Origin of the sequence: Sphaerotilus sp. (assembly GCF_034519685.1) — a bacterium.
Taxonomy (GTDB): Bacteria; Pseudomonadota; Gammaproteobacteria; order Burkholderiales; family Burkholderiaceae_C; genus Sphaerotilus.
This window is the reverse complement of the sequence record NZ_JAXHOF010000006.1, coordinates 2,282,111-2,306,370: the sequence shown is the minus strand read 5'-3', so window position 1 is coordinate 2,306,370 and position 24,260 is coordinate 2,282,111. Positions and strand designations below refer to the sequence as shown.

The window sequence follows — 24,260 nt, the reverse complement described above, 5'->3', positions numbered from 1 at the left end:
TGTGGGACTCGTCGTGATGTAGAGGCTTCATGGTAAAGCCCCATACCGCCGCTGCGCGCGCCCCGGCAGCGCGTTCAGGCTCCGGAGTTGACCTGCCTCAACCTCCGATCGCAGAGGACACCGCGTGTCACACCCCTGCGCACGCAGGCCGGGACAATGGGCCGATGCACCCTGCTCCGCCGCCCCCCTCTTCGCCCGCCGCCAGTTCCGACGACCTGCAGGTGGTCCGCCAGGCGCTCGACCGCCACCGATCCCGCCCTGAACAACTGGTGCAGATCCTGCGCGAGGTGCAGGCCGAGATCTGTTGGCTGCCCCGCCCGGTGCTCGCGGCCATCGCGGCAGGGCTGGGCTGCACGCTGGCGCATGTCGAGGCGGTGGCCGGGTTCTACCGCTTCTTCCACCTGAAGCCGGTCGGCCGCTGGCACCTGCTGTGGAGCGATGCCGTCAGCGACCGAATGCTCGGCAGCCGAGATCTGGCGCACGAACTCTGCCGGCTGCTGCGGCTGGAGCCGGGCCGTGTCAGCGAGGACGGCCGGGTGTCGGTGGGCTTCGCCTCCTGCACCGGCTGGCCGGACCAGGGGCCGGCGCTGCTCGTCAACCACCATGCCGTCATCACGCGCATGGACGCAGCAAGGGTGGTGGCGCTGGCCGATCTGGTCCGCCGGGACGTGCCGCTGGCGCAGTGGCCGGCCGAGTGGTTCCGGCTGGATGTGAACATCCAGCGGCGCGGCGTGCTGCTCGACGAGGCGACGCCAGATGAGCCGGGCCGCGCAGTGCGGGCGGCGCTGGCGCGTGGTGCGGAGGGTGTGCTGGCTGAAGTAGCCGCGTCCCGGTTGCGTGGCCGCGGTGGAGCGGGATTTTCGACGGCGACCAAATGGCGCCTCGCCCGCGCCGCCGCCGTGCCGACCGGCGGCACCCGCGTGGTCGTCTGCAACGCCGACGAGGGCGAACCCGGCACGTTCAAGGACCGCGCGCTGCTGATGACCCAGGCCGAGGCCGTGTTCGACGGGATGACCGCCGCGGCGGTGACGCTCGGCGCCGGGCTGGGCTTCATTTACCTGCGGGGCGAGTACCGCGTGCTGCTCGACGATCTGGAGGCGCGGCTGGCGCAGCGCCGCGCGGCCGGGCTGCTCGGGCCGGGGCTGGCGGCGCTGGGCGGGCCAGCGTTCGACATCGCCATCCACCTCGGCGCCGGGGCCTACGTCTGCGGCGAGGAATCGGCGCTGCTCGAATCGCTCGAAGGCCAGCGCGGCACGCCCCGCATCCGTCCGCCCTTCCCGGTCGAGTCCGGCTACCTGCACCAGCCCACCGTGGTCAACAACGTCGAGACCTTCGTGGCCATCGCGCACATCGTCGTGCACGGCGGCGCGTGGTGGGCGAACCTGGGCACGGCCGAATCGAGCGGCACCAAGCTGCACTCGGTCGCCGGCGACTGCGCCCGACCCGGCGTCTACGAGTTTGCGTTCGGCGTGACAGTGCGCGAGGTGCTGCAAGCCTGCGGCGCCGAGCGCACGCAGGCGGTGCAGGTCGGTGGCCCGTCGGGCGTGTGTCTCGCGCCGCACGAATTCGACCGCCGCCTCGGCTTCGAGGACGTGCCGACCGCGGGCGCGTTCACGGTGTTCGACGACCGCCGCGACATGTTCGACGTGGCGCGCGGGTACTCGCAGTTCTTTGCACACGAGAGCTGCGGCCTGTGTACGCCGTGCCGGGTCGGGACCGAGCTGGTGCGGCGGCGCATGGACAAGCTGGCCGCCGGGCGCGGCGCGGTGCCGGACACGGACGAGCTGGCCGAGCTGGAGGCGCTGCTGCACGGCGCCACGCACTGCGGCCTGGGCGCCACCGCCACCAACCCGCTGCGCGACACGCTGCTGCGCTTCCGGCCGGCATATGAACGGCGCGTGCAGGGCCATGCGTTCGGCCCGGCCTTCGATCTGGACGCCGAACTCGCCCCCGCCCGCCAGGCCTCCGGCCGCGACGATGCCCATGCCCACCTGACGCAGCACCCTCTGGCGCACCCCCGCGAGGACCACCAGCCATGACCACCATTTCCCGCAGCGTCCTGCTCGACGGTGTCGAGCTGCCCTACGAAGACGGCGACACGCTGATGCAGGCATCCGTGCGCGCCGGCCGCGCCATTCCCCACCTGTGCTGGCACGAGGGGCTTGGCGCCCACGCCTCATGCCGGCTGTGCGTCGTGCGGGTCGATGGCCGCATGAACGCCGCCTGCGCGACCCGGGCCGCCGCGGGTCAGGTCGTCGAGAGCGAGGTGCCGGACCTGCAGGCGCGCCGGCGCTCGATGCTGCAGATGCTGTTCGTCGAAGGCAACCACTTCTGCCCGTCGTGCGAGAGAAGCGGTTCGTGCCACCTGCAGGGCACCGCCTACGACGCCGGCATGCTCGGCCCGCACTGGGAAGAGTTCTACCCGTCACGCGAGGTCGATGCGAGCCACCCGGAGGTGCTGCTCGACCGCAACCGCTGCATCCTGTGCGGCCTGTGCGTGCGCGCCAGCCACGAGGTCGACGGCAAGGGCGTGTTCGAGATCGGCGGCCACGGCATCGGCGCGCACCTGGTCGTGAACTCGCCCGACGGCCTGCTCGGCGGGAGCACGCTGCGGCGGGACGATCTGGCCGCGCGCATCTGCCCGGTCGGCGCGCTGATGCCCAAGCGCGTCGGCTTCAGCATCCCGATCGGGCAGCGGCCTCACGACGTGGCGCCCGAAGCCGTCGCCCCACCGCCGCAACCCGCCCCTGTGCCAGCCGCTCTGCCCGACGCACCGCCACCGCCACCGCGCAAACCCCGCATCGCCACCGTCTCGCTCGCCGGCTGCTTCGGCTGCCACATGTCGCTGCTGGACATCGACGAGCGGCTGCTCGCGCTGGTGGACGTGATCGAACTCGACCGCTCGCCGCTGACCGACCTGAAGCAGGTCGGCGACCTCGGCGACTGCGACATCGGCCTGATCGAAGGCGGGCTGTGCAACAGCGAGAACGTCGAGGTGCTGCGCGAGTTCCGGGCGCGCTGCAAGGTGCTGGTGGCCGTGGGCGCCTGCGCGGTGAACGGCGGCCTGCCGGCGCAGCGCAACGCGCTGGACGTGCAGGACGTGCTGCGCAGCGTCTACCTCACCGGTCCGGGGCTGTCGCCGGGCGCACGGATCCCGGATGACCCCGAGCTGCCGCTGCTGCTGGCACAGGTGCGCCCGCTGCACGAGGTGGTGCGCATCGACCATGTCCTGCCCGGCTGTCCGCCGACCGCGGACGCGATCTGGGCCTTGCTCACCGCGCTGCTCGACGGCCGCCCGCCGCAACTGGCCCGCGCCGAACTGCGCTACGACTGAACCGAGACCCGCCCCATGCGCCTGACCCCGAGCCTGGAAACTGCCCCCCACCCCGAAGGCCTGCGCCGCGTGGTCATCGACCCGGTCAGCCGCGTCGAAGGCCACGGCAAGGTCACGCTGCTGCTCGACGCACACGACCGCGTGCAGCAAGCCCGCCTGCACATCGTCGAGTTCCGCGGCTTCGAGCGTTTCATCGAAGGCCGGCCGTACTGGGAGGTGCCGGTGATGGTGCAGCGCCTGTGCGGCATCTGCCCGGTGTCGCACCACCTGGCCGCGTGCAAGGCGATCGACGCCGCGCTCGGCCTGCGCGCGCCGCCGCTGGCGGAGCTGCTGCGCCGGTTGATGCACCACGCGCAGGTGATGCAGTCGCACGCGCTGCATTTCTTCCACCTGTCGTCGCCCGACCTGCTGTTCGGCTTCGACGCGGAGCCGACGCGCCGGAACATCCTGGCCGTCGCCAAGGCACACCCGGACATCGCACGCCAGGGCGTGCTGCTGCGCCGCTTCGGCCAGCAGGTGATCGAGCTGACCGCAGGCAAGCGCATCCACGGCACCGGCGCCATCCCCGGCGGCATGAACCGTCGGCCGGAGCGCGCCGAACGCGCCGCGCTGCTGGCCGAAGTGCCGCAGATGCTGGCCTGGGCGGAGGGCGCGGTCGATCTGGTGCAGCGCCTGCACGAAAGCGACCCGGCGCTGTACGACCACTTCGGCGAGGTGCCGGCCGCGATGCTGTCGCTGGTGGCACCGGATGGCGCGCTCGACCTCTACGACGGCGCGCTGCGCTGGCGGGACGCGCACGGTGGGGGGATGCTCGACCAGGTGCCAGTCGGGCGCTACCTGGACGTGATCGCCGAGGAGGTGCGGCCGTGGACGTACATGAAGTTCCCGCACCTGCGCTCGCTCGGGGCCGAGGCCGGCTGGTACAGGGTCGGGCCGCTGGCGCGGGTGCAGAACGCGGACCGGCTGACGACGCCGCGCGCTGAACTGCGGCGCCAGGCGTTCCTGGCGCGCTGGTCGGGACAGGTCGTGCATGCGGTGCTGGCCACCCACTGGGCGCGGATGGTCGAGATGCTGCATGCGCTCGAAGTCGTCGCCGACCTGCTGCAGCGGCTGACCGACGACGAAGCGCTGCGCACCGGCCCGCTCGCCGTCCCGCTGCCGCGGGTCGAGCCGGGCACACCTGACCGCGAAGGCGTCGGCATCCTCGAGGCGCCGCGCGGCACGCTGATCCACCACTACCGCATCGGCGCAGACGACCTGATCACGCAGTGCAACCTGATCGTCTCGACCACGCACAACAACCAGGCGATGAACGAGGCGGTGCGCGCGGTCGCGGCCGAGTATTTCGACGGGCGCACGCTGACCGAGGGCCTGTTGAACCGCATCGAGGTGGCGATCCGCGCCTACGACCCCTGCCTGTCCTGCGCCACGCACGCGCTGGGTCAGATGCCGCTGGAGGTCGATCTGCAGGCGGCGGACGGCCAGCGGCGCGACCGGCTGCTGCGCCACGGCGACGGGCGCATCGAGCGGGCCGCGCCGGCGGCCAACCGGTGATGCGGCCCGCGCTGGTGATCGGGATCGGCAACCCGAGCCGCGGGGACGATGCACTCGGTCACTGCGTGCTGGAAGCGCTGGAGATGCTGGAGACACGGCCGGACACGGCGGTCGACTGCCTGCCAGTGTTCCAGTTGCAGCCCGAGCACGCGCTGGACCTCGTCGGGCGGCCGGGCGTGCTGATCGTCGACGCGGCCCGGGCGGAGCACGCACCCGGCGTCCAACTGAAGCGGCTGCAGCCGGGCCGGGACGCGAGCTGGACCAGCCACGCGCTCAGCCCGGCGGCGTTGCTGCAACTGTGCCTGGATCTGCACGCCGGAACGCCGCAGGCGGTGCCGCCGGTGTGGCTGCTGAGCGTGGCTGGGGATCGGTTTGAACTCGGGGAAGCCTTGACCGCCGGGGCCGAGGCTCGGCTGGTCGAGGCGGTGGAGCGGGCGCGGCAGTGGTGCCGGGACGTGTCTGCCGGGATACTGCACGGATGAACCCCGACACCCCCATCCCATCGTCGCCCGTCCTCCTCATCACCGGCGGCAGCCGCGGCATCGGCGCCTCGGTCGCCCGACTGGCCGCGCAGCAAGGCCACGCGGTCTGCATCAGCTACCGCCACCGCGGCGACCTGGCCGAAGCGCTGGTCGCCGAGATCCGCGCCGACGGCGGCCGGGCGCTGGCGGTGCAGGCCGATGTGGCGGTCGAGGCCGACGTGCTGCGGCTGTTCGAGCGGGTGGCCGCCGAACTCGGCCCCCTCACCGGGCTGGTCAACAACGCCGGCATGCTGGAAACCCAGATGCGCGTGGCCGACATGGGCGCCGAGCGGCTGCGGCGCGTGTTCGACACCAACATCGTCGGCAGTTTTCTCTGCGCCCGGGAAGCGGTGCGGCGCATGTCCACGGCGCGTGGCGGCACCGGGGGCGCGATCGTCAACCTGTCGTCACGCGCCGCGCGACTGGGCGCACCGGGCGAGTTCGTCGATTACGCGGCGTCCAAGGGCGCCATCGACAGCTTCACCATTGGCCTGTCACGCGAAGTCGCCGACGAAGGCATCCGCGTCAACGCGGTCGCGCCGGGACTGATCGAGACCGAGATCCACGCCAGCGCGGGCGAGCCGGGGCGGGTCGAGCGGCTCAAGGCCGGTGTGCCAATGCGCCGGGGCGGGCACCCGGACGAGGTGGCGCGGGCGGTGCTGTGGCTGCTGTCGGCGGAGGCCTCGTACATCACCGGGACGGTGGTGGACGTGTCTGGCGGGCGCTGACCGCGTCGCCTCAGGCATCCACGAGCTGCCGCACGATCAGCGCCTTGACCGGCGGCAGGCGCTCGGCGAGGTGCAGCGTGGCCTGCCGCACACGCCGTGCCACGGGGCGGTCGTCGGTGAACAGGCGCACGATGGCGTTGGTGCCGTGGAAGATCCAGCGGGCGGTGTCGCGGTGCTCGCGGTCGTAGGCGGCCAGCGCGACGGGGTCGGCCGGGTCCGGGACCACGCCGCCCTGCGCCCGCGCCTGGATCTGGCGGGCGAGCGTCTCGGCGCTGTAGAGGCCGAGGTTGAAGCCGTGCGCGGTGACCGGGTGCATGCCGACCGCCGCGTCGCCGACCAGCGCCACCCGGTCGCTGACCAGCCGCGGCGCCCAGGTCGCCACCAGCGGGTAGAGGTGGCGGCGCGAGGCGTCGCCTGGCGCGGGGACGAGGTCACCGAGCTGTCCGCCGAGCCAGCCGGCCACCGTGCGGGCGTAGTCCTCGATCGGCTGCGCCATCCACTGCCGCGCGAGTTCGCTCGGCGCGGTGACGACGAACGACGACTGGTGCCGCGGCTGGCCAGTGCCGTCGTCGGGCGCATCGACCAGCGGCAGCACCGCCAGCGTGTGGCCGAGGTGGAAGGCTTCGCGGGCCACGGCGCCGTGCGGCCGGGTGTGGCGCAGGCGGCCGACGATGGCGCTGCGGCCGAAGTCGTGCAGGTCGGCCACCAGCCCGGCCATGCGGCGCGCGCCGGACAGCCGGCCATCGGCGGCCACCAGCAGCGCGGCGCGGACCTGCTGCGGACCATCGGGGCCGACAAGCTGCACGGTCACGCCGTCCGCGTCGCGGCGGAAGTCTTCCAGGCGGGTGCGGTCGCTCACCGTGATGTGCCCGGGGAACTCGGCGCAGCGCTGCCACAGCGCGCGGCGCAGCGCGTTCTGCGACACCAGCGTGCCGAGCCGCTCGGCGCTGGCCGCACCTGGCGCGCCCGGGCCGATCAGGTCGCGCAGGATCGGCGGCACGGGCAGGCGCGGGAATGGCGGCAATGGCGGCAGCGGCGGCAGCGGCGGCAGCGGGAACGGGAATGGCCGCGGGGCGCGGGCATGCGAAGCGTCGAGGTGCAGCGACGCGGCCTGCCCGCCCGTGCTGACCGCGGCGGCGAGCAGCGGCGCACGGGCCGCGTCCGGCAAGCGCTCCCAGACGCCCCAGTCGCGCAGCAGCGCCTCGGTGCGGTGGGTCAGCGCAAGTTCACGCCCGTCCGGCGGGGGATCGGCCAGCGTCGCGGCGTCCTGCGGATCGACCAGCCGCACGCGCAAGCCCAGCGGCGCCAGCGCCAGCGCGGTGGACAGGCCGGTCGGGCCGGCGCCAGCGATCAGCACGTCGACGCAGTCGGGGGCGGAGGAAGCGGCGGGGTCGGAAGGGGTAGCGGCAGACACGGAGTGGGGGTGCAGCAGCGACCGGGGTCGGACGCTCGGCGGGGATGGGTGGAGATGCGAGGATGGTGCTGCGCCCCGCTGCGCGAGGGTTTGTGCAGCGTCAACGCTCATGCTCGACTGAGGTGTCCTGTCAACAGGGGACAGTCGAAGTTGATGCGCAGGGCGCTCCCAGGCTCTTGCGCATCTTCTGCCAGAAGCTGCCCGCGTCGATGAGCTGCACGAACCCCCGGCGGTCCGGCGGCTTCTTGTTCGGCGCCCGCCGTGGCCATCGTCGTTCAGCTCCTGCCCGAACATCGTCAGCCGCGCCTGCGGGTTGTGCTCCAGCAGGTACTCGCCCGCCACCGACAACATGCCGCCGGTCCCCGCCGTCGGGTCATAGACCGTGCGCACCACGGCGTTGCCGGGCGTGAGCACGTCGTCGTCCTCGATGGTTTGTAGTCCCCTCGCAGCAGGTCGGCGACCGACCAGAGGAAGGACGACAGGGCTTGGTGGTTCAAGATCATTTCTCCCGCGCACAGGTGGCATTGTTTTCAGCATTCTCGCGGACCGGCATCGGCGCTCGGTCGCGCACAATCGCCCGCCCGGAACGCTGTCCTCGCGCATGTCCACCCCCGACCCCTCACCTTCGCCCGCCCCCTCGCCGCTCGACTTCCTCGCCCACGCCGACCTGCCCGCGCGCTGGCGAGGCCGCGAGCGCCATGTCGTGCTGGACCTTGGCCTCGGCGCCCCCGCCCGGTTCGACGCGCTGCGGGCCACCTGGCGCGGCGACGCGCAACGCAGCGAGCGCCTGATCGTGCTGGCGCTGGACGGGCCGGACAGCACCGATGCCGAAGGCGGGCGGGTGCAGTGGATGCGGCTGGACAGCCAGGGGGATGACGTGGAATCGGCGCTGCGCCCGCTGCAGGCGCAGGTGGACACCTTCGTGCTCGACGCGCGGTGTGCGCTGACGCCGGACCTGCTGCGCCGCCTGAACCGCTTGGCCGCGCCGGAGGCGAGGCTGGTCATCACCCAGGCGACCGCCACGGCGGCGGTCGTGCGGGAGGCACTCGCCCGCCACGGGTTCGTGGTGTCGGCTGACCGCGAAGGCCCCCCTCCCGACCGCCCCCCGCTGGGGGGAGGAGAGAAAACCCCGGGCCGTCTGGTCTTGCTCCCTCCCCCAGCGGGGGAGGGTTGGGGTGGGGGTTCAGCCCGCTTCGCCCCGCGTTTCACCCTGCCGCCACCCGCCGCGTTCCGCCCGCCGCACCGGGGACCACGCGAGGCGCTGGTCATCGGCGCCGGACTGGCCGGGTGCGCGGCGGCCTGGGCGCTGGCCCGGCAAGGCTGGGCGACGACCGTGCTCGACCGCCAGCCCGCCCCGGCGCAGGAAACCTCCGGCAACCCCGGCGGCCTGATGCACGGCACCTTCAACGCCCCCGACAGCCTGCACGCCCGCTGGTTCCGCGCCGCTTCAAAGCTCACGGCGCGGCTGGCGCGACCGGCGATCGCCTCGGGCGCGGTGGCGGGCGACCTGCGCGGCTTCGTGCGGCTGGAGCACCGCCTGGACGCCGCGCAGGCGGCCGAGCAACTGGCGCGGGTCGGCTTGCCCGACGACTATGTGCGCTGGCTCTCGGCCGACGGGGCGCGGGCGCGCACGGGCCTGCCCGTGGCCATGGGCGGCTGGTTCTACGCGCAAGCGGGCTGGCTGTCGCCGGGCGACTGGTCGCGCTGGCTGCTGGCGCAGGCGGTGTCGGCTGGGCTGGCTCGGTTTCAGGGTGACACCGCGGTCGCGGCGCTGCACCGCGATGAGGCGGGCGGCTGGCAGGCGCTGGACCGCGACGGGCGGGTGCTGGCCGAGGCGCCCGTCGTCGTGCTGGCCAATGCCAATGCCGCCGATCACCTGCTGAACCCGCTCGGCACGGCGACCGGGATGCAGGCCGTGCGCGGCCAGACCACGCTGCTGGCCGCCAACACGCCGGGGCTGCGTCCACCGCGCGCGGCGTTGTCGGGTCAGGGTTACGGCCTGACGCTGCCGGATGGCCGGGTGCTGACCGGGGCGACGAGCCAGCCCGGTGACCTCGACGCAGCCGTGCGTCTGTCCGACCATCGGCGCAATCTGGAGCGCGCAGCCCGGCTTGGCCTGTGCCGGACGACGCTGGCGGAGGCGGAGGGAGATGCGTTGAACGTCACCGGCCGGGTCGGCTGGCGCGCCACCACGCCGGACCGGCTGCCGCTGATCGGCCCGCCGATCGACCGCGCTGCCTGCGACGCCGCACGCCAGAGCGGACGGCGGCGACTGGACGGGCTGCGCCACCTGCCCCGCTGCCATGGCGAAGGCCACGGGCTCTACCTGTTCACCGGCCTGGGTTCACGCGGCCTCACCAGTGCCGCGCTCGGGGCACAGGTGCTGGCCGCGTGGGTCACCGGGGCGCCGTTTCCGGTGGACGCCGCGCTGCGCGATGCGCTGGACGCGGGGCGCTAAAAAAAAGGCGACCCCGGGTGAGGAGCCGCCTTGTCAAGCAATGGAGTCTTCAGGACCAACTACCCCATCGAATGGAAATCGATGCCGCGAAACCGGGCGCGTAGTTGATTGGAAGCCTAAGCACTTTGCCGCGCAGCGAACAGGGCTCACCCCCCTGCAATCGGCGGTCACACCATTCATTCAGGGGGGATGGCCGGCGGGTTTTCCGGCAGGGTTTGCGGGTTCTCGACCGACTCGACCGACCGCAGCTGCCGCGCCATCGCCCGCGTGCGCACCTCGGCGGATTCGATGGTCTGGCTGGCCTCGTGCAGCTTCTTGCGGGTCTTTTCCAGCACCTCGCCGAAACGCGCAAATTCCGTCTTGACCGCGCCGAGGATCTTCCAGACCTCCGCGCTGCGCTGCTCCAGCGCCAGCGTGCGAAAGCCCATCTGCAGGCTGTTGAGCATCGCCAGCAGCGTGGTCGGCCCGGCCAGCGTGACACGGTGTTCGCGCTGCAGCCGCTCGTTCAGGCCAGGGCGGCGCAGCAGCTCGGCGTACAGCCCCTCGGTCGGCAGGAACAGCACGGCGAAGTCGGTCGTGTGCGGCGGCGCGAGGTATTTCGCGGCGATGGTGCGGGCCTCGTCGCGCACGCGCAGCTCCAGCGCACGGCCGGCCTGCTCGGCGGCGGCCTTGTCGGCGCGGTCCTGCGCGTCAAGCAGGCGCTCGTAGTCCTCACGCGGAAACTTCGCGTCGATCGGCAGCCACACCGGCGCCTCCACCCCCGCCATGCCCCGCCCCGGCAGCCGGATGGCGAACTCCACCCGGTCGTTGCTGCCCGGCACGGTGGCCACATTGGTCGCGTACTGCCCGACCGTGAACACCTGCTCCAGCAGCGCCGCGAGCTGCACCTCGCCCAGCAGCCCGCGGGTCTTCACATTGCCCAGCACCCGCTTCAGGTCGCCCACGCCCTGCGCCAGCGTCTGCATCTCGCCGAGGCCGCGGTGGACCTGCTCCAGCCGATCGGCGACCTGCTTGAAGCTCTCGCCGAGGCGGGCCTCCAGCGTGGCGTGCAGCTTCTCGTCCACGGTGGCGCGCATCTGGTCGAGCTTGCGCTCGTTGTCGGCCTGCAGACTCGCCAGCCGCTGCTCGACGCTGAGCTGCACGGCGTCGAGCCGCTGCTCCATCGACTGCTGCAGCCCGGCCAGGCGGCGGTCGTTGGCTTCGGTGAGCTGGCGCAGGTGGTCGGATTGGGTGCGGCTGGCCTCGCCGGTCTGGGTCAGCAGCAGGCGCTGAAGCTGCGACAACGCGGCGCTCAGCTCCTGGCGCGTGCCACGCGCGCTGCCCTGCACCTCGGTGCGCAGCTCGCGCTCGATGCGTTCGCTGTGGGCGTGGCCGGCGTCGATGATGGCGTCGGCGGTGGCCTGCAGGCGTTCGGTGTCGTCGGCTGGCGTGGTGACATCCATCAGCCGGCGCCAGACCAGCCACGCCAGCCCGACCGCCTGCAGCGCCACCAGCGCCAGCAGGCCGATCAGCAAGCTGTGGTCAGTCACCCGAGACCAGCGCCCACCAGCGTCCGAATGGCGTCTGGCAGCGGCACCGATTTCTGCGCGGGAAAGTCCACCCACACCGTCTTGGCCCCGCCGGCCGCGTAGACCACGCCCGGATCGTCGGTGCGGCCGAGCGTGATGTAGGTGTCGAAGCTGCTGCGCCCCGGGTTGCACACGTAGTGGCGCGCCACCACGTCGCCCGGGAACTCCAGCTGCTTGTAGAAGTTGCAGAAGGCGTTGACGATCACCGGGCCGGTGCCCCGCGGGTCTGGCTGCGAACCCAGGCGCTCGAACCAGTCGATCCGCACGATCTCCAGGTAGCGGAAGTAGATGGTGTTGTTGACATGGCCCATCGCGTCCATGTCGCCCCAGCGGATCGGGAACACCATCTCGTGGGTGAAGCGCATGCTGGCTTCGTCGGGAATCTCGAATCGCATCGTCACAGCTCCACGCCCAGCGCCGCGGCGAGTCGGCCGAGCTGCCCGCGCAGCTCGTGGACTTCGGCGCGCAGCACGGCCACTTCTTCCGCCAAGCCCGCATCGACCGCGCCGGCCGACGCCGACTCGGTAGACGCCGCCTCCAGCCCCGCGTCACCGCAGAGCAGGTGCGCCCAGCGCGACTCGCGCGCCCCCGGCGCCCGCGGCAGCTTGCGCACCCGCGGCGGCTGCTTCTCGGCCAGCTCGTCGAGGAAGCCTTCGACCGACGAGACATCGGCAAAGCGGTGCAGCCGCTCGCAGTGCAGGCGCAGCTCGGCCGCCGTCTGCGGACCACGCAGCACCAGCATCGTCAGCAGCGCCGCCGCCGCGCCCGGCACCCCGAGCACCCGCGCGAGGTTGTGTTCGTAGCGCACGACCCGTGTGCCGCTCACCTCGTTGACGAGGCTCAGGCTTTTCAGCTCCTCGATCGCGGTCAGCACCTCGGCCTCGCCGAGCGTCATCACCGGCTCGCGCGCCGTCTTCTGGTTGCAGCCGGCACACAGCGCGTTCAGCGACAGCGGGTAGGAGTCGCGCACCGTCGCCTCCTTCTCCACCAGCACCGCCACGATGCGCGCCTCCATCGGCGTCAGGTTCCGTCTCATTGGCGCCCCCTGCCGCTCAGAGGCCGAAGCCATCGTCGGCCTGGATGATGGCGCCGTTGATGAAGCGGCTCTCGTTGGCGCACAGCATCATCAGCACCGCGTCCAGGTCCGCCGGCGTGCCCAGGCGCTTGCGCGGCAGCATGTGGATCAGCTTCTGGCCGGCGTCGGTCTGCCAGTGGTGGTGGTTGATCTCGGTGTCGATGTAGCCGGGACAGATGGCGTTGACGTTGATGTCGAACCGGCCCCACTCCAGCGCCATCGCGCGGGTCATGTGGATCACCGCCGCCTTGCTCATGGCGTAAGGGCCGATCTGGCTCAGCACACGCAGGCCGGCCATCGAGGCGATGTTGACGATGCGCCCGCCGGTGTAGGTTCCCGGTGCGGCGCCACGGGCGCGGGCCACCATGCGCTTGCCGACTTCCTGCGCGACGAAGAACGCGCCGCGCACGTTGGTGTCGAACACGAAGTCGAAATCATCCGGGGTGACATCGACCAGCTTCTGGGTCGTGCTGACGCCGGAGTTGTTGATCAGAATGTCGAGCACACCGACTTCGGTCTCGGCGTGGGCGACCGCCGACTTGATGCTGTCGATGTCGGTCACGTCCAGCTCGACCACATGGGCGTCACCATCGGCGGCTTCGATTTCCGCGCGCAGGGCCTTCAGCCGGTCAGTGCGCCGGCCGGCCAGGACAACGGCCGCCCCGGCCCGGGCCAGCACGCGCGCGAATTGCGCACCCAGGCCGCTGGACGCACCGGTGACAAGGGCCACGCGGCCGGACAGATCGATGGGGTAGCTCATGGACTTGCTCCTCTTCAGGTGGGGGACAACGTGCTGGACAACGTGGCGTCCACGTGATGCCCAACGATTTCTTCACCTGAAGATAGCACGGCCCCTGCAGGCCTTCTGTCACGCCTGCGCCGTCCTTTCGGCCCTCTTCAGCGCATCCACTGGCGCACCTGGGTCAGTGCAGACCGGGTGCGGTGAAGACGCGACGCGGCCGATCCGCGCCCATAGCGGGCCAGGTCGGCCAGCAGACCGCGGACGAGGCATTCGGCAGCCGCGCGCTCACCGAACAGCAGCTCGATTTCCTCGACATCCGCCTCGTCGATGTCGTAGGAGCGCAGCACCACATCCTCGCCACTGGCGGCGATCTGGCCGAACAGATCGGCATGGCGGGCGAACACCTCGGGATTGACCAGCCGGATGCGGCTGACGATGCGCGCGGCCAGCCGCTGCAGCAGTGCATGCGGCGACTGCTCGACCCGCCGCGACAGCACCTCGACCAGCACCTGCAACTGCGCCGCCGGGTAGCGATCGAGCCGGTCCTCGTCGCCACCAGAGGGCAGATCGGTGCCGAACAGGATGGCGTCCGCCACCTGCACACCGTGGTGCGACTCGACCATGTTCACGAATTCGGAAACCAGCAGACCCAACATCGGACACCCCACCCCAGATGAACCAGCGCTGCGGACAAACCCGTCTGCAGGCCGACACGACCAGCATACGGCGGCCAGATTTGAACAAAACGGACAAATATCCGCTTTCTCCCCCCTATCTTTTCTGTCGGGCAAAGACTGCGAACAGGGGCTTTGTTGCACAACCCACCCCGCCGGCCGATGGTCGAGCGGTGAGGTAGGCTGACAGGATGAGCAAGCCAGCAAAGCAGAAGTACGTGACGAAGCGGGCGCCACCGGGCGCGAGGGCCGGGCCCACCACCGGGACACGCGGCGCGCCGGCAGCGCAACCGGCACCGCGAAAGCGACGCGGCGGGCGCCCACGCCCCACCCCAGACGCGCCAGAGCGGCGGGGCGCGGGCCGCCCCGGACACACACACCCGCAAAGCCACACCCCCCCCCCCACCCCCCGCACGGGCGACGCCAAACACGCGGGACCCACCGACCGCCCCCACCCCGCCACAACACGGGGACCCCCCCCCCCCCCCCCAACCCCTCCATTCCAACAAACCCCAACAACACAGCCACTTGTCACGACGACAAAAAAGAACGGTCGTTCTTTTTTGCGCGCGAAGACCGCTAGAATCTCGTCCGCCCGCAAGATCTGCGCCCCGATATCCCTCGCAGACCAAACACCACGACAAGGACGCCCATGAGCCCCCAGGAGATCCTCGACCAGTTCGGCCCCCGCGACGCGATGGAATACGACATCGTCATCGTCGGTGCCGGCCCTGCCGGACTGGCCGCGGCCATCCGCCTCAAGCAGCTCGCCACGGAGAAGAACCACGAGCTGTCGGTCGTCGTGATCGAGAAGGGCTCGGAGCCGGGCGCGCACATCCTCTCGGGCGCCGTGATGGACCCGATCGCGCTGAACGAGCTGCTGCCCGACTGGAAGGCACTTGGCGCCCCGCTGAACCAGCCGGTGACCGCCGACGAGGTGCTGTTCCTGACCGAGACCGGCGCGACGAAGACGCCGCAGGCGCTGATCCCGGACTGCTTCCACAACCACGGCAACTACGTCATCAGCCTGGGCAACGTCGTGCGCTGGATGGGCGAGCAGGCCGAAGCCCTTGGCGTCGAGATCTTCCCCGGCTTCACCGCCGCCGAAGTGCTCTACCACGCGGACGGCAGCGTCAAGGGCATCGCCACCGGCAACCAGGGCGTCGGCAAGGACGGCGAGCCGGGCGACAGCTTCCAGATCGGCATGGAGCTGCACGGCAAGTACACGCTGTTCGCCGAAGGTGCCCGCGGCCACCTCGGCAAGCAGCTCATCGCCAAGTTCAAGCTCGACGAGGGCAAGGATCCGCAGAGCTACGGCATCGGCATCAAGGAACTCTGGGAAATCGACCCCGCCAAGCACCAGCCCGGCCTGGTGGTCCACACCGCCGGCTGGCCGATGAACGCCGACACCTACGGCGGCGGCTTCCTCTACCACCTCGAAGACAACAAGGTCACGCTCGGCTTCGTCACCGGGCTGGACTACAAGAACCCGTGGCTGAGCCCCTTCGAGGAGATGCAGCGCTGGAAGACCCATCCGTCGATCCGCCAATACCTAGAAGGCGGCAAGCGCCTGGGCTACGGTGCGCGGGCGATCACCGCGGGCGGCCTGCTGAGCCTGCCGAAGACGGTGTTCCCGGGCGGCGCACTGATCGGCTGTGACGCAGGTTACCTGAATGCCGCGCGCATCAAGGGCAGCCACGCCGCGATCAAGACCGGCATGCTCGCCGCCGACGCCGCGTTCGAGGCGGTCGTCGCCGGCCGCCAGCAGGACGAGCTGAAGACCTACCCGGCCGCGTTCGAGTCGAGCTGGCTGCACGCCGAACTCGACAAGTCGCGCAACTTCAAGCAGTGGTTCAAGAAGGGCGTGTACGTCGGCTCGGTGATGACCGGCATCGAGCAGTGGCTGCTGCCCAAGCTCGGCTTTGCCGCGCCGCCGTGGACCGTCCACCGCGACAAGCCCGACCACGCCTACCTGCGCCCGGCCGCCGAGTGCGAGAAGATCGAGTACCCGAAGCCCGACGGCGTCATCACCTTCGACCGCCTCAGCTCGGTGTTCATCTCCAACACCAACCACGAGGAACACCAGCCCGCGCACCTGACGCTCAAGGATGCGCGCGTGCCAGTGGAGATCAACCTCGCCAAGTACGCCGGCCCCGAGACGCGCTACTGCCCGGCCGGGGTATACGAGTTCGTCAAGACCGACAACGGCCACGACAAGCTCGTCATCAACGCGCAGAACTGCGTCCACTGCAAGACCTGCGACATCAAGGATCCGACGCAGAACATCGTCTGGGTGACGCCGGAAGGTGGCGGCGGGCCGAACTACGCGGGCATGTAAGGCAGCGTCTCGACCTCGAACGCCGCGAGGTTGCGCGCCTCGCGGCTGAACTCGACGCCGATCAGGTGGATCGGCTCGCCTCGGTCGCGGTACTTCTCGGCGTAGCCCTTGGCCTGGATCTGCGCCAGCGCCTTCCCCTCCGGCACGAGTTCGACCACCTTGAACTCGAAGATCCACACCGCGCCGCAGGTCAACACGACCATGTCAATGCGGCCCTTGTTCGTCGTGTCTTCGACGCGGATATCCAGGCCCAGTGCGGCGAAGTGGCTGTAGAAGATGCTGGCCCAGTAGCCCTCGTACTGCGCGATCGGGCTGTTGCGGTACCAGTCGTTCGGAATCGACGCGAAGAAGGCGTGGAACAGCTCCCGCAGCGCCAGCGGGTCTCCCGCTTCCAGCAGATCCCACAGCCGGCTGATCTGCGGCCCCGGGGCGGACAGGTCGCCTGAGAGCGACTGCAGCAGCACATCGTTCAGGCTCGCCTGTACCTCCTGGTTCGGGTACTTCAACTGGAAGTCGGTCCGCCCCGGTCGGGCGCGTTCCGACGCGATCGTCAGGTAACCCGCCTGGAACATCAGCGCTTCCGTCGGGATCGTGTCCACGTCGAAGGTCGACAGCAGCGTCTCCGGCGCCATCAGCCGCCCCAGATCGGGCGTGAACTGCCGGCGCTCGGTCAGCAGTTTCACGAGGAAGGTGGGAGTGCCCGTCTCGAACCAGTACGGCTTGAAGCGACGCTTGCGGAACAGCAGCAGCACGTCGAACGGGTTGTAGACCGACTCGCCGAGCCAGTTGTAGCCGTTGTACCAGCGGCGGATCTCGTCGCGATCCAGCCCCGGCAGCTCAGGCGCGAACACGGTGTCCAGATCCTCGTCGGTGTAGCCGCACAAGGCGCTGTACTCTGGATCGAGCGTGATGTCGGTGAGGTGGTTCAGGCCGGAGAACAGGCTGACCTTGCTGAACTTGGACACGCCAGTCAGGAACACGAATTTCAGGTGCGCGTCGGCGTCCTTGAGTACCGAGTACAGGTTCTTCAGCCCTTCGCGCATCTCCCGCGCCATCTCAGGCCGGTCGATGTTGTCCAGGATCGGCTTGTCGTACTCGTCGATCAGCACGACGACGCGCTCGCCCGACTGCGCGTGCAGCAGGCGGATCAGCTCCTCGAAGCGACCGCTCAGGCTCTGCCGGGTCAGCGTCACGTCGTGCTGCGCGGCACACACGGCGAGCAGGTCGTCAATGCGCGGCCCCAGTTCCTCGGTCTGGCGCACCACGCCACCGCCGAAGCTGATGCGGATCACCGGGTACCGCTGCGACCAGTCCCAGCGCATCTCGGCTGCCAGCCCGGTGAACAGCGCCTGGTTGCCCTCGAACAGTTCCTTGAGCGTGTCCACCAGCAGGCTCTTGCCGAAGCGCCTCGGGCGGCTGAGGAAGAACGCCTTGCCCGGCGACTCGATCAGGTCGATCGCCAAGCCCGTCTTGTCCACGTAGTAGCAGCCGTCTTCCCGGATGTGGCGGAAGGTCTGGATGCCGATCGGGAGGCGGCGCTTTGGGGGCGGGGGCAATGGGGTCATGGGTAGATGGTAGGGCTTTGCGCTTGGGTCAGCCGTCTACCCCCTCCCAGCCTCCCCCGCTGGGGGAGGAGCCATACAGGGGAGCGGCGAGACACGGGGACGCTCGAACCAACCGCAACCCCAGGAGGTTGCTGCGGTTGACGGGAGCACGCCCGGAGCGATAGGACGCACGGCAGTTGACGGAGGGGTAGTCCCACACCCCGCCGCGCACAACCCGCCGGGCCGAGCCCGTCGGGTCGCTGTTTTGAGGGTTGTCGTACTCGTTCAGACACCACTCCCAGACATTGCCCGTCATGTCCTGGACGCTTTCAGGAGTCGCCCCATTCGGGTACAGGCCCACCACAGTGGTACGTCCGATACAACGTTCGGCATTCACCAGATCAAGGTTCCACTCGTTCCCCCACGCGAACTCCCGCCCCGACCCACCACACGCCGCCCACTCCCATTGCGCCTCGGTCGGCAGCATCACCACGGCTCCCAGCTTGACTGACAACCAGCGGCAATACGCCATCGCCTCGTACCAGCTCACCGTTTCACGCGGTGCGGTTGGCTCGGACCACCGGGCCGATTGCGGTGTCATGCGTTCAGCCAGCCCGACCCACCAACGGCCATCGCCATAGCCCCCATCGTCGATGAACGCCTGCCACTGCCTATTCGTCACCAGGTACCTGCCGATCTCGAAATCACCGATTCGCACCCAGTCGATGTCCGGCACCCCGTCTGGTCGAAGTCCCGTCCCCGGCCGATGATCCAGATCCAGTGCCCCAAGCCATTCCCCGATCGCAGCGCGAGACTCGGGCGCCGGTTCGGCCTGAACGTCGGTCAAGCGGGGACACCACTGTGCTGCAATCTCCTGCCGCACCTCGGCGGGCAAGACGGGACGGTTCAGGTGCTTCCACACATCCAACGCCACCTTCGGCGTTGACGCGGACAGCCACGCGATCAGCCTGTGCTGCGCGGTCACATCCACCCCGCAGGCTTCCCCCGCGATCTCCGCCACCACCTCCCAGCCCGTGCGCTTCCAGCCGCGCTGCTCGGGCCAGAAATCGCTCGCCGGACGCTGCCCGCTGCGGCTGGCGTCGAGCAGCACGTCCGCTGCCAGCGACTCCTGAAGCAACTGGTGCGTGAAGCGCAGGTCGCCATCCACCATTTGCAACACGCTGGCGTCAATCGAGAACACCCGCATCGCCTCGTCCAGCGCCGCCGGCCAGTCCGCACGCGCCAGCGCCGTGCGGGCCCCATCGTCACCGGCCTGCCCATCGACCCGCTGCAACGCTTCCGCCACCTGTACCAGCGCCGCCCTCCACGCTCAGAGCGTCGGCACGCTGGCGCCGTCGCCGCGCTGATCGCGGGTCTTGCGCTCACGCACGTGCAGCACTTTCAGGAACCCCGCGAACAGTTGCGCCCGGTTCGGTGGGATCGCGGGCAACTGCATCATCACCGTGAGCAGGAACGGGTTTTCGGCCAGCCGGATCAGACTGCGGGCATTGCACTGCCACGGCCAACACGGTTCCTGCGACCACCAGTAAATCGAGCGGTTCACATCGGGTTCTTTAGGTACGTCCTTGGCTGTCCAGAACTGCTCGAATGTCGTCCCCGCCCGCTTATGCATCCGCCAAACCTCGCGCATCGCCTCGCCGCCCGCGATCTGCCAGAACTTCTCTTCAGCCCGCCGCTCGCCTTCGCCCTCCCCCGCCACCAGCACCAGCGACTGCCGCAGAAAGTCCCGCACCTGCAGCGGTCGCAGCGGCAACAACCGCAGCGTGTCGAACGCCAGCCGGGACTTCAGCTCCGCCTCGAAATCCCGCTGCCGGCAACTGAGCACCAGCGCCGCGATCCGCTCGTCGCCCGCCAGTTCGGCGATCGCCTGTGCCTTGGTGGCGCGCTGCCCCGGCGGGATCTCGTTGACCGCGTCGAGCAGCAGCATCAGCCGACCCTCGCGGCGCAGCGCCTGCACGTCGTCGGCCTGCAACGGGGGACTGCGCCGGACGATGAAGGCGTCGAGCGTCTCGTTCGGGTCGGTCCACGATCCGAGCGCGACCAGCAACGGCACCGGCTGCCGCGCCTCCTCACGGGCCTTCCTCGCCAGCTCGCACGCGATGCGCCCGAGCGAAAACGTCTTGCCCGCCCCCGGCTCGCCCAGCACCGCCAGCCGCCGCACCGCGCCCCGCATCGGCAAGGCCCGGTACGCCTCCAGCACGTCCTGGTACACCACCGATCGAGCCGCTGGCCCGTGGTGACACCCGAACGTCGATTCGTCCACCCCGAAGGCATCGAACACGAAGTCCGACGGCATCACCAGATCCTTCAGCACCCGCTCCAGCCGCTGCTCGGGCGTCTCTTCACCGGACAGCGGAACGTAGCGCGGCTCGTGCTGCGACAGGTGGCCGATCAGGTGGTCGAGGTGGGCGAGTTCGCGCTGGCGCCGGGTGTCTGACGGGGGTGGAGCGTCGCTCTTGTGCGGACCAATGAACTCCCGATGCAGCCAGCCCCGCAAGCCTGATCGCAACCTGTCCGCCAGATCGTCGAGATCCTTGAACGGATTGAAGCCCTCACGCAGCGTGCCATCGGGCAGGTTGTGGCGAGCGATATACCGCTTCACGCCAAGCCACCTTTCGATTGCGTCGATGCTGGTGTCAGACGGATGCCTCTGATCCTGGAACACCCACACCGCCCGCCGGGCGATCAGCCCCTGCTCGACTTCCCACTCGGAGCAGAACCACGGCTCATCACGCCCCTCCGGCACCGGGAAGCGATCCACCGGCAGCCGGCCGCCCATCGTGTGCGCAAAGATCCCGATGACCAGCTCGCAGTCGCCGGGCGAGCCGATCTGCCGGACGATGTCCTGCTGCGGATTGCCCGCGCGGTCACAGACCACCGGCCGCGCCGGATCATCCCAGCGCCGCAGCTCCAGCCGCACATGCGGCGCGTACTGCGGATCCGCGCCGATCTCGTCGACCACCTGCGCCACGCGGGCCCGCGCCTCCAGCGTGTCTGCGCTTGGCGATGCCAGAAAGATCCGAACCGTCACGGTCTCCGCCATTCCATGTCCCCTGCCTGCGCTTCTCCATCGCGCAAGCATAGGCGACACGGCCCGTCACCGACGCGGCGGCACCGTCCCCACCGGCAGCGCCTCGAACCCCGGCCGCCCGAACAGGTAGCCCTGGAACAGCGTCACCCCTTCATCGGCCAGCCAACTGAACTCGTCCACCGTCTCCACGCCCTCGGCGATGGCGTCGATGCCGAGGTCGGTGCAGGCGCTCAGGATGGCGCGGACGATGGCCTGGCGCGGGCCACTGTGCTCGATGCCGCGCAGCAGCGCCATGTCGAGCTTGAGGATGTCGGGCTGGAACTCCGCCAGCAGGTTCAGCCCGCAATAACCCGCACCAAAGTCGTCGATCGCCAGCTTCAGCCCCTGCGCCCGGTAGCGCTTGATGAGCCGGGCGAAGCGCGTCACGTCGTCGATCACCTCGCCCTCCGTGACCTCCAGCACCAGCCGGTCGGTCGGCAGGCCGCTGGCGCGCGCAGCCTCCAGCATCGGGGTCAGGAAATCGTGGTCGCTGAACAGGCTTTGCGGCAGGAAGTTGAGGTTGAGCTGGGTGCGCAGGCCCAGCCGACCCGCCAGCGCGATGGCCGCCTCGCGGCCCTGCGCATCGAAGCCGTGCAAGGCGCCGTGCGGCACGCGGCTCAGCACGCTGTGCGCCGACTCGCCGCCCGGCCCGCGGATCAGCGCCTCGTACGACACCACCTCGCCGGTGAGCGCCTGCACGATCGGCTGGAAGGCAAACGAGAAGCGGGGCAGCATGGCGGTGTCGCTCACGTCAGGTCGGCTCGCTGCAGGCCTGCACACGCCGGTGCCAGCGCCCGGCGCTGAACGCCTGCAGCAGCTTCTTGGCCCGACCTCCGTCGATCTGCGCCAGCGTGTGGCCCGCCCCGAAGAAATCGTTCAGCCCCGGCATCTGCGCCCGGTCCACATCGTCCAGCCGGGCAAATCCCATCGTCCAGGCCGGAAAACTGCGCCGGGCGATCGGCTCGTGGATGATCTCGACCACGCGGTGGTGGCGTGGATCGGTGGCGATGTGGGCGTACAGCCGTGCCACCGCCGCCTCCGGGCCTTCCAGCACCTGAAAGAAGTTGCCCCGGTCATGCAGCAGCATGCCGGTCACGCCGAGCGCGGCGTTGCACACCCGCGCCCGCGCCAGCAATGTCACCAGATCGTCTGCGCTCAGGTCGCGCGTGGCCGTGCTGGCATAGATGCAATGAACCAGATCAGACATCTTCGGACCCCCACCGATGGACAGATATCGACCGCGCTGCAGCGGAATTGAGCCGCTCGCCCGCTCGTCCGCTCACCAGTTGGGAGGCCGCTTGTCGATGAAGGCCTGCACGCCTTCGAGCGCGCTGTCGTCCATCATGTTGCAGGCCATCGTCTGCACCGCCGTCTGGTAGGCCGCCTCGACGCCCATCTCCAGTTGGCGGTAGAACAGCGCCTTGCCCATCGCCACCGCCGCGCGCGGCTTGGCGACGATGCTGGCCACCAGCCGCTCGACCTCGGCGTCCAGCGCCTCGGGTGCCACGACACGGTTCACCAGCCCGCGGGCGCGGGCCTCGTCCGCCGACAGGAACTCGCCCGTCACCAGCATCTCGAACGCCGTCTTGCGCCCGACGTTGCGCGACAGCGCCACACTCGGCGTGGCACAGAACAGGCCGAGGTTGACGCCGCTGACCGCGAACCGCGCCGTGTTCACCGCCACCGCCAGGTCACAGGTCGCCACGAGCTGGCAACCCGCCGCCGTCGCCACGCCATGCACCCGCGCGATCACCGGCACCGGCAGCCGCTGGATCGCCAGCATCACCTTGCCGCAGCGGGTGAACAGGTCGCGGTAGTAGCCCAGGCTCGGCTCGGCGCGCATCTCCTTCAGGTCGTGTCCAGCGCAATACGCCCGCCCCGCCGCCGCCAGCACGACGCAGCGCACCGAGGGGTCGTCCGCCAGCGTGTCCAGTTCGGTCTGCAGCGCGGCGAGCATCGCCTCGGACAGCGAGTTGAAGGCCTGCGGCCGGTTGAGGGTCAGGGTCACGACGCCGCGTTCGTCGCGGGCGCTCAGCAGCAGGGCGTCATGGGAGGTGTCGGGGGTGTCGGTCATGGTCTGTCTCCGGGGGTGTTTTCCGGCAGTGTGCCAAAGCGGCGACAATCGGACCATGCCTGTCCTTCGATTACTGCGCGGAAGTCTGCTCGCCGTGCTGCTGCAATCCCTGCTCTGCACCGCCTCGGCTGCGCCCCGCGCGCCAGCACCGCCGCCTGCCTACGTTCCGCCGCCCGGCTACGAAGCCCGGGCCGACGTCGCCACCTTCATCCGCGAGCTGGTGCAGCGCAACCCCGAACTCGACGAGGAAGTGGTCGCCACCATCCTGTCCGAGGCACGCTACCAGCCCCAGGTCGCCAAGTTCATCATGCCGGCGGCCAACCCGGCGGCGAAGAACTGGAAGGTCTACCGCTCGCGCTTCCTCGACACGCTGCGGGTGCGCGAAGGCGTGCGGTTCTGGCGCGACAACGAAGCGTGGCTGCAGCAGGCCGAGGCGCGCTGGGGCGTGCCGGCGCGGGTGATCGTGGCCATCATTGGCGTCGAGACGATCTACGGGCGCCAGACCGGCGGCTTCCGCGCGGTGGACGCGCTGGCGACGCTGACCTTCGACTTCCCGCGCGGACGCAGCGACCGCAGCGCCTTCTTCCGCGGCGAGCTGGAGGCCCTGTTCGCCCTGGCCTCGCGCGACAAGGTCAATCCGCTCAGCCTGAAGGGCTCCTACGCCGGCGCCCTGGGCATGCCGCAGTTCATGCCCAGCACTTGGCTGAAGTTCGCCCTCGACTTCGACGGCGACGGCCGCATCGACCTGCACCGCAGCACGCCGGACGTGATCGGCAGCGTCGCCCGCTACCTGGCCGAACACGGCTGGGTCAAGGACATGGCCACGCACTACGACGTGCTGCCGCCCACCACGGACGCCGACCGCGAAGTGCTGCTCGCGCCCGACATCCTGCCCAGCTTCACCGCCACCGAATTTGCCGAACGCGGCGCCACCCTCAGCCCCGCCGGCCAGCAACACACCGGCAAGCTCGCGCTGGTGGAGCTGCGCAACGGCGTCGAGGCGCCGAGCTTCGTGGCCGGCACCGACAATTTCTGGGCCATCACCCGCTACAACTGGTCCGCGTACTACGCCATGGCCGTGATCGACCTCTCCGAATCGCTGGCCGCGCTCAAGACCGTCGCCGACAACCGTTAACCGCCCACCG

Annotated in this window: 20 protein-coding genes; 8 read left to right on the top strand and 12 right to left on the bottom strand. The window is 70.2% G+C overall.

All coding sequences use genetic code 11. The annotated features are described in order from the left end of the window. Nucleotides 1-164: 164 nt before the first annotated feature. Genes U5O44_RS21415 through U5O44_RS21395 form a run of 5 tightly spaced genes read left to right on the top strand, consistent with a single transcriptional unit; the run spans nucleotide 165 to nucleotide 6,137 of the window. A complete protein-coding gene (locus U5O44_RS21415; protein ID WP_322590397.1) occupies nucleotides 165-2,039 on the top strand; it encodes an NAD(P)H-dependent oxidoreductase subunit E in 1,875 nt (624 codons plus the stop codon). Then, entirely contained in the window at nucleotides 2,036-3,334 is a 1,299-nt protein-coding gene (locus tag U5O44_RS21410) for an NADH-quinone oxidoreductase subunit B family protein (protein ID WP_322590396.1), read from the top strand. The genes U5O44_RS21415 and U5O44_RS21410 overlap by 4 nt, the downstream gene beginning before the upstream one ends. 15 nt (nucleotides 3,335-3,349) lie before the next feature. Further along, entirely contained in the window at nucleotides 3,350-4,888 is a 1,539-nt protein-coding gene (locus U5O44_RS21405; RefSeq protein WP_322590395.1) for a Ni/Fe hydrogenase subunit alpha, read from the top strand. Continuing rightward, a complete protein-coding gene (locus tag U5O44_RS21400) occupies nucleotides 4,888-5,370 on the top strand; it encodes a hydrogenase maturation protease (protein ID WP_322590394.1) in 483 nt (160 codons plus the stop codon). The genes U5O44_RS21405 and U5O44_RS21400 overlap by 1 nt, the downstream gene beginning before the upstream one ends. Next, entirely contained in the window at nucleotides 5,367-6,137 is a 771-nt protein-coding gene (locus U5O44_RS21395; protein WP_322590393.1) for an SDR family oxidoreductase, read from the top strand. Before U5O44_RS21400 ends, U5O44_RS21395 begins: the two co-directional genes overlap by 4 nt. A gap of 10 nt (nucleotides 6,138-6,147) precedes the next feature. On the opposite strand, the gene U5O44_RS21390 is transcribed toward U5O44_RS21395, so the two are convergent. After that, a complete protein-coding gene (locus U5O44_RS21390; protein ID WP_322590392.1) occupies nucleotides 6,148-7,551 on the bottom strand; it encodes an FAD-dependent monooxygenase in 1,404 nt (467 codons plus the stop codon). Between the two features lie 601 nt (nucleotides 7,552-8,152). On the opposite strand from U5O44_RS21390, the gene mnmC1 reads away from it, so the two are divergent. Continuing rightward, on the top strand, nucleotides 8,153-10,009 hold the full coding sequence (gene mnmC1, locus U5O44_RS21385; protein ID WP_322590391.1) for an FAD-dependent 5-carboxymethylaminomethyl-2-thiouridine(34) oxidoreductase MnmC1: 1,857 nt from the start codon (nucleotides 8,153-8,155) through the stop codon (nucleotides 10,007-10,009). A gap of 176 nt (nucleotides 10,010-10,185) precedes the next feature. Here the strand turns inward: mnmC1 and U5O44_RS21380 are convergent, their stop codons facing one another. The 5 genes from U5O44_RS21380 to U5O44_RS21360 all read right to left on the bottom strand — a co-directional run bounded on the left by U5O44_RS21380 (nucleotide 10,186) and on the right by U5O44_RS21360 (nucleotide 14,050). After that, on the bottom strand, nucleotides 10,186-11,538 hold the full coding sequence (locus tag U5O44_RS21380; protein WP_322590390.1) for a DNA recombination protein RmuC: 1,353 nt from the start codon (nucleotides 11,536-11,538) through the stop codon (nucleotides 10,186-10,188). Beyond that, entirely contained in the window at nucleotides 11,535-11,972 is a 438-nt protein-coding gene (locus U5O44_RS21375; protein WP_322590389.1) for an acyl-CoA thioesterase, read from the bottom strand. Before U5O44_RS21375 ends, U5O44_RS21380 begins: the two co-directional genes overlap by 4 nt. Before the next feature lie 2 nt (nucleotides 11,973-11,974). Further along, on the bottom strand, nucleotides 11,975-12,646 hold the full coding sequence (locus U5O44_RS21370) for a YceH family protein (protein WP_416222208.1): 672 nt from the start codon (nucleotides 12,644-12,646) through the stop codon (nucleotides 11,975-11,977). Next, on the bottom strand, nucleotides 12,630-13,412 hold the full coding sequence (locus U5O44_RS21365; RefSeq protein ID WP_322590387.1) for an SDR family oxidoreductase: 783 nt from the start codon (nucleotides 13,410-13,412) through the stop codon (nucleotides 12,630-12,632). The genes U5O44_RS21370 and U5O44_RS21365 overlap by 17 nt, the downstream gene beginning before the upstream one ends. A gap of 137 nt (nucleotides 13,413-13,549) precedes the next feature. Further along, nucleotides 13,550-14,050 carry a hypothetical protein gene (locus U5O44_RS21360; RefSeq protein WP_322590386.1) on the bottom strand — a complete coding sequence of 167 codons (501 nt, stop codon included), beginning with the start codon at nucleotides 14,048-14,050 and terminating at the stop codon, nucleotides 13,550-13,552. A gap of 670 nt (nucleotides 14,051-14,720) precedes the next feature. Here U5O44_RS21360 and U5O44_RS21355 point away from each other — a divergent pair. Then, nucleotides 14,721-16,406 carry an electron transfer flavoprotein-ubiquinone oxidoreductase gene (locus U5O44_RS21355; protein WP_322590385.1) on the top strand — a complete coding sequence of 562 codons (1,686 nt, stop codon included), beginning with the start codon at nucleotides 14,721-14,723 and terminating at the stop codon, nucleotides 16,404-16,406. On the opposite strand, the gene U5O44_RS21350 is transcribed toward U5O44_RS21355, so the two are convergent. From U5O44_RS21350 to U5O44_RS21325, 6 genes are all read right to left on the bottom strand, one after another. After that, the gene (locus U5O44_RS21350) at nucleotides 16,391-17,971 is read right to left on the bottom strand and encodes an ATP-binding protein (protein ID WP_322590384.1); all 1,581 of its coding nucleotides are present in this window, start codon (nucleotides 17,969-17,971) and stop codon (nucleotides 16,391-16,393) included. The two genes, U5O44_RS21355 and U5O44_RS21350, sit on opposite strands and share 16 nt — an antisense overlap. 28 nt (nucleotides 17,972-17,999) lie before the next feature. Further along, complete coding sequence (locus tag U5O44_RS21345) at nucleotides 18,000-19,256, bottom strand: formylglycine-generating enzyme family protein (protein ID WP_322590383.1); 1,257 nt, start codon at nucleotides 19,254-19,256, stop codon at nucleotides 18,000-18,002. Nucleotides 19,257-19,280: 24 nt separating this feature from the next. After that, a complete protein-coding gene (locus U5O44_RS21340; RefSeq protein ID WP_322590382.1) occupies nucleotides 19,281-21,002 on the bottom strand; it encodes an NACHT domain-containing protein in 1,722 nt (573 codons plus the stop codon). Nucleotides 21,003-21,068: 66 nt separating this feature from the next. Further along, nucleotides 21,069-21,791, bottom strand: a complete 723-nt coding sequence (locus tag U5O44_RS21335; protein WP_322590381.1) for an EAL domain-containing protein — start codon at nucleotides 21,789-21,791, stop codon at nucleotides 21,069-21,071. Nucleotide 21,792: 1 nt separating this feature from the next. Continuing rightward, complete coding sequence (locus U5O44_RS21330) at nucleotides 21,793-22,248, bottom strand: BLUF domain-containing protein (RefSeq protein WP_322590380.1); 456 nt, start codon at nucleotides 22,246-22,248, stop codon at nucleotides 21,793-21,795. Between the two features lie 72 nt (nucleotides 22,249-22,320). Next, nucleotides 22,321-23,115 carry an enoyl-CoA hydratase gene (locus U5O44_RS21325; RefSeq protein ID WP_322590379.1) on the bottom strand — a complete coding sequence of 265 codons (795 nt, stop codon included), beginning with the start codon at nucleotides 23,113-23,115 and terminating at the stop codon, nucleotides 22,321-22,323. 94 nt (nucleotides 23,116-23,209) lie between these two features. Between U5O44_RS21325 and mltB the strand changes: the two genes are divergently transcribed. After that, entirely contained in the window at nucleotides 23,210-24,250 is a 1,041-nt protein-coding gene (gene mltB / locus U5O44_RS21320; protein ID WP_322590378.1) for a lytic murein transglycosylase B, read from the top strand. Nucleotides 24,251-24,260: the final 10 nt, after the last annotated feature.